The following is a 10,755-nucleotide window of genomic DNA, read 5'->3' as shown; positions in this document are numbered from 1 at the left end:
TCGTTGTGTATTTCGGAGTTAGCAAAGCTTGGTTGCGAAGGTCCGCTTCGGGCTGACTGCGGTCCTTTGGAGTAAATATGCGGATGGCTGCAAAGTCCGCTGAACAGCCATCTGTGTCTCTTGCGGCGAATACTGGATCCCGCCCCAAAGCAGACCTAGGGCATGGAATCCACTGTCCTTCAGGGACAGGATTGGTTGCAGGGCAAGACTGAAACGTACGATGTGTGCTGAGCGGTTTGCAGGCAATAATAGCCAAACAAGTCAAACGGTATCGGAGAGTTGTCGGGTGATCGGCGACTTGAGACTGAGACTGAGACAGGAGTGATGCCTCTAGATTAAATCCAGAATGTCAGCACTGGTCGGCTGAGGTTGAAACCCGTTTTATTCGTTCAAAAAAAATTTTCTACGTGTCCAAATTACCATGAACAGCCCTTTATTCTTGCTATCCAATAAATTCAGATATGCAAGAATAAGACCGGAAATTTAGTAATTCTTGCTCATTGCTAATCTTGGAATTCAACTGAAACGTAGAAACTATTCTTGCTTTCCAAGAATAAAATTTGGAGTTCAATCTCCTCATTTTAGTGCTAGTGTTTGGTTTTCTTATTCGCGAGATTCTGCCGATTAGAGTTGAGCAAAAAAATATTTCTCAATCCTGAATTTTTAGTGGCACTCCAACTGCTTTGCGCGAACACTACCGGTAGACAAGTGAAAATTTAGTTTGGAGGTAGGAAGTTAGGCGTAGTTTTTCAGCTTTGGTAGTAGGCATCAGCTTTGATTAATTCCCTGTCGTTTCTTGCGCATAAGCAATGGCCAATTCACGAGTTTTAGGACGCCAAAGCACGCTGCTATATAAGGAGGGATTCATGGCGTTCTTAGAAATGCCAGATAAAAGACGTTCGGAAGAGCTTGGTATTGGTCAGATATCTCACATTCCAGTAATCTGGTCCAAAGACTGGAAGCTGATGGCGGAGGCCTCCAAGTATCTTACTTCACGTGGGCTTGGGCAATGGGCGCCTCGAATGGGGAAACAATCCCTTTACAGTATAGCTTCGAAGCCTGCTGCCAACAGCATGTTGCTCTATGCCCGTAACCTTGAGCATTTCCTTACATATTGCGAACGGCGAAACTTGGAATGGCAGGAGATTTCTTATGAGCAACTGCTGAACTCTTACCAAACTGAGATGCACAATGGTCAGGCAACAAACAGTGGAGGCCCACTTTCACCTGGGACAATCAACAACCGAGTTGATACAGCATGTGACTTTCTGACCTATGCGGCCGCTCAAGGTTGGAGGAGGCCATTCGCGGTAAGTAGTGAGCCAATAAGGAGATCTGCAGCATCTGGCAATCGCACAAGCTCAACCTGTCGGGTAGGGCGTGTTCGTGCAAACCCTGCTGATTTGCGGTTGCCAACAAGAAGCGAGATTAAGAACTGGCTTGAATGCGTGTTGAGGGGATTTCCCGGGGTTTTGGGTATCACGGCATACATGATGTGCCGAATGGTCATTGAAACTGCGATGCGGGCAGAAGAAGTCATCCTGTTTCGCGCTGACCAGTTACCAAACCCAGATAGCATTGATCCGAGTGAACAAGCTGTCTTCATTCCGATCAAGTACGGCACAAAGGGTGGCAGAGATCCTCAAGATATAGAAAAGAGAGGCAAAGTACGGTCAATCCGAATGTCCCGGGAGTGGTTGGTCCGTTTGAACGACTACAAGCGGATGACTCGAAAACTCGCATTGAAAGTGCACAAGGAGCTCTACCCGGGTGCCACATTGCCAAAAGAGCTGTTCCTCTCACCTTACACTGGAATGCCGTATAGTTATTCCCGCTTTCGGGAGTTTTGGGTGCAAAAAGGCTTGCTGAACAAGTGTTTGCCGTTCGAGGCGTGGTCGCCTCATGCCGGACGTCACACATGGGCATGTTATCAATTGCTTGAAAGGATGGAGGCTGAACTCGACGTTCTCCGTTTCGAGATGAAGGCAAGTCGAGGTGAGGCAACCACGCCATCTATAGAGTGGACCACGCGAATTGGAGAGACTCTAATCAAGTTACATGTTCAACCGTTTTTGGGACATGTGAACCAAGAAACCACCGACTTATACCTACGATGGTTGGCCGGGCAGGTGCAGTCAGATCGGTATGTGCGCGAGTGGTCGCATTGGCTTGACTCGTAGACCGGAGCGAACGAGTGAACAAACTGCAAAAGCACAAAACTGACTTAGAATTCTCCAAGGGCGGAGAAGGAAAAACACGAAGAAAGACAGGGGCTTCTAGGGTAAGTGGGGCCAACGCCAATCCACTTACTTGGACGGTGTTCAATCCAAGAGAAGGTGAATTTGATGTTGATTTAGCCAAATTCAGAGATGGATCCGATGAAACCGGGTTTGTCGGTCGCCCCGCCTTGATATATGATCTAGCGCCTGAAATTCGGATATGGACATCCAACAAGGCTAAGTCTTCGATAAAGAAGCGACTGGATTTTTTGGGGAAGTTCTTTTGTTTTCTGTCTCAGTTTGAAGTCCAGTGGGGCTCCACAGTAAGCCGTTGCCTCGATGTGGAAGTCGCCCACGGTGAAGCGTTCAAGAGGTTTCTCTTGGAGCAGAGATTTGGGATCGGTCGAAAGCAAGAGACCTTACGTGCAGTGGAGGCAATTCTGAACGCCTCACGTCGTCGACTGATTGACGGCTTAGATGACGCCCAAACTCGCTTAATTTGGCCGACAATCGAAAGTGGTAACGCGCCCAAGATGCATAGGGATGTGAACCCTAAGGCGCTTAAGGTGATCTATACTGCCGCAAAGAGGCTTCACGACAAAAGTGTCGAGAGCGGTTTGGAGGGCAATAAAGCGCTCGAGAAGGGCTACGATCCACGAGGCGAGATCAAAGACCCGGAAACACTGGAAAGTCCTTGGGAAAACGTTTTCAACCTTTCTGTACTTGCGCATGAGCGCATCAGCACGCGTGTACTGTTGTACCGCGACATAGATCAGGACGATGTTCTGCAACTAAATCAATGCTCACTAAGGTATTTTTCCACGCCTTCGCTTGCACTTATGGAGCAGCACAGTCCGTCCTGTAGGGCCACTTTGGCCAGCTACATGCTTGTGTCCTTTCACACCGGTTGGACGGATACTGTCGGCGCAATCTCTGTCGTGGACGAAGACTTCGAAGACTGTGAGGATTGGTATGTTGATCGATCTATAAGCTCGGATGAGCGGAATCAGCGTCAGTCTTCGGTAATGATTTTAGCCAAGCCGCACGATAGTGACACATCAAGTAACGAGGTAGACTTGAAAGCAATTCGGCCAAAAACAGGCCGTCTTCACGCTGCGCTTTCATTCAAAAACTCGCGATACCGACCGTACTCTGTACTGCGAGAGCAAATACAGCGAACGAAGCATCTGCGCCATCTGCTCAGAATGCTGCGATGGAAGTATCTAGCGAAGGAGAGGCTAAGAGTTCTGAGGCGGCGCGAGATCTTCGAGATTGAGCGAAAGCTGCGATCCCCTTGGATCTATTTCAACAATAAAGGCAAGGGACATGAAGCTGTTGGACTGTTGGGAGTGACGGAGCCGATTGCCGCGACATTCAAGAGACATCTAACACCTGCTGCCATTCAAGTCGCGCAGCGACGGGGTAAAGGTCATCTTTGTGAAGACATCGAACGTATGACCGCCGGTGACGTACGGGATGGCTTTGCCGCTTACATCTATGACGCCTCAGGTGGAAATCCCTTCGTCACTCAACATCTTTTGCAACACCAGAGCATGAGAACCACTAGAGTCTACCTCAGACAAAACCGTCAAATCCAGAACAGACTTCGGACGTTCCGAGATATGTGCAGGCACTTTTTTGAGGCAATCGAGAACGGACGAGACGTCGATCCAACGGCATTACACATGGCAATGAGTTCGTCAGGCTTCACGGATAAGGACCATCAGAACTTACTAGACTTTAGGTCACGCTACGGAATGGCTTGTTCAAATCCATTTGAGCCACCTACAGAAATTGCGCCCAATCACATTGCTGGTACTCTATGTGCGACACAACGCTGTCTTTTGTGCCGACACGGCAGGTTGACAGCAGAGGCGATTCCACACCTCGCCCGCCGCCTCGCTGAGCTGCTCGAACTTAGCCGTTCAATTCCGGCACAACGTTTCTTGGATTCATCCTTTGAGATTGAACGTCAGGCAATTCTGATTGTTCGTGAAGAAACCTACCCGGAGCTTGCGGATGCCTTTGACAGGGAATTGGCCAATCATCGTAGGGCTCTCACCGACGGGCGTGCACTGATTTTTGATGAAGTTCCGTTGGGGGAGGTCGCATCCGAATTCAAGGCCTTTACTACTGAGGGTGGGGAGGTCAATTGATGTCGAGAGGCTCTGTAAACCCAATCTTAAACGCGCATCGCGATGAGCTTACTCAGAATTCGATACGGCTTGATCTGGTTTGGAGCTTGCCTTGGGATGACGTCTGCAATTTGCCAGTGATGCCTGGATTCGCGCTTTCTGATGATATTGTCGAGGTTCCGGTTGAAATGGTTCCTCCCGCAAAGACCCGTCTCAGCTTGCGCCAAATCGACTTTACCAAGGCGTTACCGCAAAATTGGTCGCGATCAGAACATCGCTCAGAGATGGCCCTGAGACGCCTCAAGAGGATAGCCCTCTTGGACTTGACGCAGACCGTGAAAAGCAATCGAAAAATGAGTCCTCCGCAGGCACACACCTGGGTGGCAAGAACTAGGTTGCTCGTGCGCGCCGCAAAAATGGCTCTTCATTTCGACACGCAGGAACCAAACGCCGTGTCGACGTGCCCGGATGGCGTTTCAATTTTCAAGCATTTGTCGCCGGCGGCATTCCAGGATCTCAGGAAAGCCAATCCAAATTTCTTTCAAATGAACACATCTCGCTTGAATGCCTTTCTTATGATGGGCTTGTTTGACGATTGGCCGGCAGAGGATGTGTCGCCTAAAAGGTTCAAATCTCAAGCAATTCAACCTTTTAACGATAGTGCATTCTCTCAAGTTCTTCGCGCCAGTTTCTTCCTGGCCAGTATCCAGCACGACCTCGAGAGTTGCTACGCAGAAATCTCAAGCATAACGGAGGATGATCAAGGGCGTTATGGGCAAGATCTCGTCAGGCGCGTAAGAAACGAGGCAATCCAGTCCTGGCGTGGTGATATTCTGGAACCAGGTTTCTCATTCCCTTTCGAGTTAGGAGTCCCTGGTGAGGCACGGACAAGTAAGTTCTTTTCGGGCTGGCCGGTGGAAACACTCGATGGGGTAAAATCACTTCTTTTGCTCTGCCAGTGCGCTAATGCGCAGATATTACTGTCCGCAACGGCGGGGCGTGTTTCCGAGTTGAAAGTCCTATCTAAAGAGCCACTTAAGCGTTCTGATGATGACACAATACTCGTCGGATACACGTTCAAAGAGACAGACACTCCCGCGGGAGAACAACGTCACTGGGCTCTACCTGATCACGCAGTCGCAGCGGTAAAAAGGCAGCAGAGCCTGCTAAGAACGTTCGGCAAAACAGGCCCATACCTTTGGTGGTCAAAAGAAAACAACACGACAGAAATCTCCGGTATGGAACAGTCGGTCGCACTATTTGGCTCGCGTGTCCGAACCCTTAACGGCGTGGCGCTCGGAGAGCTAGACGGCAAACTGACTACACACCGTTTCCGAAAAACTCTATCGCGACTGGTTGGTTTGGCCTTGGAGGGTGCAAACAACATCCTGTTTGACGTATTGGGTCACACAGATATGGACGTCACTCTCGGCTACATGCTCTCTGACGCTGAGTTTCAGGCGGATGCAGAAAAAGTTAGGCAGGAGCACAAGCATTTGCTCCGAGTGAGGATCGTCAATGAAATTGATGAGTGCGGTGGACCAAGCGCGCCTAGAATTCGAGTGGCGCGCGACGAACTCCGTGCGCGCGGTATACGGGAAGACCTTGGAGACGATGACCCAGAGCTGCTTCTGGCAGTACTGCCTAACATTCAACAAGTTGGCCCAGAAAGATATTGCACTGCTGGGGATATGGAGAATGGGCTCTGTTCGAAGTTTACAGGTCAACGTGACGTTGGAGCTTGCAACTCTTCCTGCATATTTCGATTGGAAATGGCTGCGTCTCGACAAGATAGAAAGGAAGCAATCAGGAATGCCCTACAACTCCTTTCTGGGGACGTGGGAAGGGGCATCCGAGTATACTTTCAATCGCAGATTATCGGGAACTTGTCCGTCTTTGAGTCAACGATTGACGAGTTTCTCGACGACAAGCGATTTAAAGATGCTCTGTTCGACTGTGAAAAGAGACTGTTCGCGCCGCTCCCGCCATCGACCCGAGAAAAACTAGCTCAACTTGTTGGCTAAGTATGAAACGCGAACCAAAAGAGCAAAGCAGGAACTCGGCGCCTTTAAAGGACTATCATGCAAACCGTAGCAAGCGAGCTCGCGATGGTATTATCGATATGATGAAGCAGATCGATACGGAGATTTCTGCGCGAGGTTATTATTGTGATCCCAAGGACCCTGATCGGCCTCTTGGCCTTTCAATGGCAGAGGTTCTGCGAAGATCTGGTCTTGGTGTTAACTACTTGAGGAACGAGCGCCATCTAGACCTTCGCGAGCACGTCAAAGCCTGGTTAAAGAATCACAAGAGATCTGACACTGCCGCCAAACGGAAATCTAAGAAAGCCAGGCGGGACGCGATTTCATTTCTTCAAGAAGCAATAAGAGTGATGTCATCTGAGGCACAATCTTGGCTTATCGAGAAAGAAAAGCTTCAAACCAAAATAGACAACCTGGAAGCAGATATTCGCAACATACGTGACAGCGGAAATGTTGTTGGGATCGGCTCAAGAAAACGAAAGTGACGTCATTTTTCAAAGCCTTGTGGCTAAGTTTTGATGACCTTACGCCGCACAGCTGACATGCTGGGCACCTTACTGAGCTCAGGACTTCTGCTCTGAAATGTCTTCGGTTCACGGTTGGGAATCTGGGTGAGATCTATCGCAGACTCATACAGCGACTCGAACCTTTAGAAGACGAACTTCAGTTTTATTCACTTCCGCAACGGATCTTCGTGGCTTGGTGGCTATGGAGCGGCTGAGAACCGATTCAAAGCCAAAGCGAATAGTAAACTAAGCTACGACTCGGTTTCTGAGCCAACATAATAAGGAAGCGCTGGGCATGTGAGCCTTCCAAAGGGGCGGGGCAGCGCCACGCCACGCCCTTATTAATCGGGAAGGGGGATGTCTTGTAACTGGATTTCCCGACACATTTACAGCCGCATTTGCATCAAAGTGCATTGTTCTCATCCGGTTGTGACTGTAAGGGGAATGCAGGGCCCGACAAGGCCACGCCGTGCGGGCGTGATGGAATGGTAGACATATCAGACTTAAAATCTGAAGGGCGTATGCCCGTGTGGGTTCGAGTCCCACCGCCCGCACCAAAATCTTATTTAAATTTTACATCTTATGGGATCACGAACCCCCACTGAAACCCCCAGAAGTCTAGAGTGCCTATAAAAACAGGTACTTGAGGGGTACTTTACCCCCTTGAGACGTCATTAAACCGTTGGTTACACTGAAAAAGTAAAGGTCCGGGGGTCGCATCCCCCGAACCTTAGAAACCTGTCGTCTTAGAAAGGACACACCGACGAGGTATAAACAAAGTTTACCCAGTTTCGGTTTGTCCCTCAACAAAAAAAGGGAACAAAACGTGAACATAAGTAACCACCGGAAATTTCGTCTAAGACCACCAACCGACTTTGAGCGGTCTCTAAACCCGTCCGTGGCGAAAGTCGTGGAATACCCTGATGGGTCTGTAGAACACATCGGGGATGGCGCATTCGTGTCCCAAGAATGGCAACCGAGAACCAGACAGACGGAACCGACGCCGGAACCAAAGCAAACACAAGATGACAATTGGGTGGAAGTGCCACCTTGGGGAGCATGACCGATGAACCCGAAACGTTTCCTGTCCCTGACAGAAGATCAAAAGTTTGACACCCTAAAAACCATTCCGGCAAAACTTAGGAATTCAACTTGTTGGGCGGTTGCAAAGATTTATCCCGACCCAAAACATCCAGATCACAAACGCCCGTTTCATCCAATAACCAACAAACCAGTTGACGTAACAGACCCAAGCACATGGGCAACTTTTGAACAATGTGTTGGGCAAGTCGTGGACGGTTGGAAATACAATGTGCTTGGTCCAATCTTACACGAGGATCTGAATTCAACTGTCTTGGACCTAGACAACAAGGCGAACGATCCAAAGATTGCCGAGGCTCAAAATGAACTGGTCTCCAAATACTGGGACAAGACCTACGTGGAGACCAGTCAATCCGGTACAGGTCATCACATTTTCTTTGACGGTAGTTTGGTCCAAGGAGGTCGGCGCAAAGATGATGTTGGTACCGAAATTTATGACCGGGACCGTTTCATAATCATGACCGGGGTTAGTAATGGTTTGGACCTTGCCCCGGATACCGATGAGACAATCGCACAGATCGTTGCCGCCATGCCGGAACAAACGACGCTGGTAGACCTGCCATCCGTTGAGGATATTCGGTCGGTAGAGGCGATCATAGAAAAGATGTTGGCAGCAGGTGGAAACACAGAGGGTCAACAGGCGTGGCAGCACGGGTACCCTGCAAACTGTAACCGTAGTGACGTAGACGCCCAGATTGCCGAGTTGATCCTGTACCACACAAGTGACGTCCAAAAATCCAGGATCATATTTGAACGCGGTGCGCATTGGACCCCGGATCGTATTGCGAAGAAAGAAACGGGGCGGCGTGGTCAAAGTTACGTGGATCGCACTCTCGCATTTGCGTGGAGTAACGTTCACCAGCGGCAACAGGAACTAGAGGAACGACTAAAAGAAAAACGGGCGGCAGTAGAAAAACTCAACCAACAACAAGAGGAAACGCCCGTTGTGGTACCGACCGATCTAACTGTGCCTGCCGAGTATGGTGCTCTTGCTGCCCTCTACAATCATTGTTGTTACAACGCTTACCTCCGGTTTCCAGAGGCGGCACTGGCAACGTCCTTGGCACATATCGCGGTGGTGATTGGTGGGGCGTACCTAACCTTTAATCGTAATGACGGGATCAACGTATATGTGTCCGTGGTGGCACCTTCCGGATTTGGTAAGGATACCGCCATTGGTCCCGCCCGGGACGTCATCTACGAAGCGTCAAAACGAATGAACGCAACGGGTCAGGAACTGATCTATGGTCTGGATGACAGGATGTCACCTCAGTTCGGTTCCAAACAACAATTCCAATCTCGTCTGCAAAAGAACCCGTCCATGGTTCTCTGGTTACATGAGTTCGGCAAAGTACTTAAGCACGCCTTGTCACGTGGTGGTAACAGATACCAGAGTGAAATAATGGCGTTTCAAACCATCGCGTACACCGAGTCTAGATTGGGTGGACGTATAGACGCCCACGAAGTCCGGGATCAGGACAAAAGTGTTGGTGCGGTGGAGCGTCCGTGTCTGTCCATAATTGGGGAAGCAACACCGACTGACTTTGAAAAGGTGGACCCCGAGAACTTCGCGGACGGTACCACATCCAGATATATTTACTTTGTTCCAGCAAACCCGGATGCAGATCCAATCTACAACGATCAGGAAGTAGAATACTATGCCGTGGAACACGTAGAACACCTGTTCAAAGTTGCCAAACAAATTGAGCAAACAGGTAAACCACGTAAAGTCGGCATCACACCGGAAGCGCGCATTTGGTTCAATGAGAAGAGAACCAATACGGATCAGTGGCAACGACAATCTCGTGATGACTTGTTACTTGCCGCCTGCATCAAACGCTACATGCAACACGTCGTCAAGATATCAACAATTGCGGCGGTGTGCCGTGACCCTGAAAACCCGATTGTTCACTCCAGGGATTTGGAATGGGCGTCAGAGATCGCGGATGCAAGTATAACCAATGTCAAGCACATGGTGGATACTGGTAGCATCGGCGGCAATGTTAATGACGACGAACGTATTGAGTTCTTGAAAACCAAAATTCGGGAATGGACGCGTAAGAAACAGCACCCGAGAACGGGACACCATTTTGGACGTTACAAAGACGTGCCGCACATCCTACCTTTTGAATATCTACGGCAGAAGGCAAACGTTGGTAAGACAAAACGGTTCCCGGAGAAGCGTTTCCTGTTGAGTGCAATAAAAGATCTAATCTCGGCAGGTATAATCACGGTATACAAACCAAACGAGAAACCTCCAGTTCAAGGTAGTGATGGTGACTTCGTTCTTAAATCAAAAGGTGATGTGTATCTAATAGACGCGGAACTATTGCAGATGTTCGGTAGTTCGGTAGGTGTTCGGTAAGCCCATCTACCGAACTTTAACTTGTTGTTTTTATTTTGTAAATCACACGAATATTTTGTTGTTCGGTAGTTCGGTAACCCCCCCTAATAAACACAAAAACAAACACTCAACAGGGAAATACTTAGACAGTTACCGAATTACCGAATAACACACACACTCTACATAATATGTGTGTGTAAACAAAGGGTTAAGGTAGGTGATGGGTTCGGTAATTTAACCTACCGAACTTTACCGAATTACCGACCGCCTGTTTGCACCAAAGAACTAAGCAACTGTGCTTGATGAAATAGGTGGAAAGTTGCGCTTGCAGCCATCAACTTTTTTCGTTGAGCTGTCTAGCCCCCGTGTTCTGGGCCATTTCGGACTAGAGTTTCGGGGACTGGTGGG

The 10,755-nt window shown here is 49.2% G+C and carries 5 protein-coding genes and 1 tRNA gene; all 6 read left to right on the top strand.

All coding sequences use genetic code 11. The annotated features are described in order from the left end of the window. Positions 1 to 866 precede the first annotated feature (866 nt). The 6 genes from GOV91_RS22205 to GOV91_RS22180 all read left to right on the top strand — a co-directional run bounded on the left by GOV91_RS22205 (position 867) and on the right by GOV91_RS22180 (position 10,368). On the top strand, positions 867 to 2,180 hold the full coding sequence (locus GOV91_RS22205) for a site-specific integrase (protein ID WP_171237096.1): 1,314 nt from the start codon (positions 867 to 869) through the stop codon (positions 2,178 to 2,180). A 14-nt stretch (positions 2,181 to 2,194) separates the two neighbouring features. Next, positions 2,195 to 4,375, top strand: coding sequence for a hypothetical protein (locus GOV91_RS22200; RefSeq protein WP_171237095.1), 2,181 nt, complete (start codon positions 2,195 to 2,197; stop codon positions 4,373 to 4,375). After that, positions 4,375 to 6,378, top strand: a complete 2,004-nt coding sequence (locus tag GOV91_RS22195) for a hypothetical protein (RefSeq protein ID WP_171237094.1) — start codon at positions 4,375 to 4,377, stop codon at positions 6,376 to 6,378. The genes GOV91_RS22200 and GOV91_RS22195 overlap by 1 nt, the downstream gene beginning before the upstream one ends. A 2-nt stretch (positions 6,379 to 6,380) precedes the next feature. Next, positions 6,381 to 6,881 carry a hypothetical protein gene (locus GOV91_RS22190; protein WP_171237093.1) on the top strand — a complete coding sequence of 167 codons (501 nt, stop codon included), beginning with the start codon at positions 6,381 to 6,383 and terminating at the stop codon, positions 6,879 to 6,881. 492 nt (positions 6,882 to 7,373) lie between these two features. Further along, positions 7,374 to 7,459: transfer RNA gene (locus tag GOV91_RS22185), tRNA-Leu, on the top strand. Positions 7,460 to 7,968: 509 nt separating this feature from the next. Continuing rightward, entirely contained in the window at positions 7,969 to 10,368 is a 2,400-nt protein-coding gene (locus tag GOV91_RS22180; protein WP_171237092.1) for a DUF3987 domain-containing protein, read from the top strand. Positions 10,369 to 10,755: the final 387 nt, after the last annotated feature.

This window comes from Ruegeria sp. HKCCA6837, assembly GCF_013034475.1.
Lineage (GTDB): Bacteria > Pseudomonadota > Alphaproteobacteria > Rhodobacterales > Rhodobacteraceae > Ruegeria.
The sequence above is the reverse complement of the archived record's forward strand: the minus strand, read 5'-3'. Positions and strand labels throughout refer to the sequence as shown.

Bases quoted from the DNA above. Each gene is read 5' to 3' on its own strand.
- GOV91_RS22190 (WP_171237093.1), top strand. From the start codon at position 6,381: ATGAAACGCGAACCAAAAGAGCAAAGCAGGAACTCGGCGCCTTTAAAG.
- GOV91_RS22180 (WP_171237092.1), top strand. From the start codon at position 7,969: ATGAACCCGAAACGTTTCCTGTCCCTGACAGAAGATCAAAAGTTTGAC.
- GOV91_RS22195 (WP_171237094.1), top strand. From the start codon at position 4,375: ATGTCGAGAGGCTCTGTAAACCCAATCTTAAACGCGCATCGCGATGAG.
- GOV91_RS22205 (WP_171237096.1), top strand. From the start codon at position 867: ATGGCGTTCTTAGAAATGCCAGATAAAAGACGTTCGGAAGAGCTTGGT.